General features: G+C 46.1%; 1 protein-coding gene. It reads left to right on the top strand.

What is annotated here, in order from left to right; genetic code table 11:
- Positions 1 to 52: 52 nt before the first annotated feature.
- A partial coding sequence (locus tag A3739_RS06030; RefSeq protein WP_255376768.1) for an amidohydrolase family protein occupies positions 53 to 709 on the top strand: 657 nt, incomplete at its 3' end.

Below are 709 nucleotides of genomic sequence, written 5' to 3'. Positions count from 1 at the left end.
AGGGGATCTTGAGCAAGCAAAGACAAACTTTCCCGAGGCCAGTTCACGAGACCTGAAAGGAAAGCTTTTGCTTCCTGGGTTTATTGATCCTCATAGTCATTTTGGAATGATGATTAGTGCGATAGGGCAAGCCAACGTGGCGCCACCTCCGGCAGGAACGGTCACTAATTTCTCAGACATCATTGTCGCCTTAGAAAACTACCGCGATGCATTCGGTATTAAGCTGAGCGAGTGGATATTTGCATGGGGCTATGACGAAACCCAACTAGCTGAAGGCAAGCACATCACCAAGATAGAGCTAGATAAAGCATTTCCGAATAATCCGGTGTATCTCCAGCATGTGAGTGGTCATATGGGTGTGGCCAATTCTGTGGCATTGGCACAAGGTGGTATCGATGAGAATACGAGAGATCCGATTGGTGGAAGAATTATTTGCTTCGACGATGGCAAAACGCCGACTGGCCTCGTTCAAGAAATATCAATGTACTATTTTGCAGGCAAGGCTATCGAAGAGTTTCAAGGCAAGAAAGCTGAGTTATTCCCAAAAGCACAGGAGCACTATTTGTCTTTTGGTGTGACCAGGGCACAAGATGGCATGACAGACCTTCTTAGCATGGCATTTTTCAGGAGTCTTGCTGCAGAAGAAAAGCTCGATTTTGATCTTGTGACACTGCATGGATATGCGAGCCTGAAGAACGATGATCTTGAA

This window comes from Oleiphilus sp. HI0067 (genome assembly GCF_001635735.1).
This window is presented reverse-complemented; position numbering and strand designations above follow the sequence as displayed.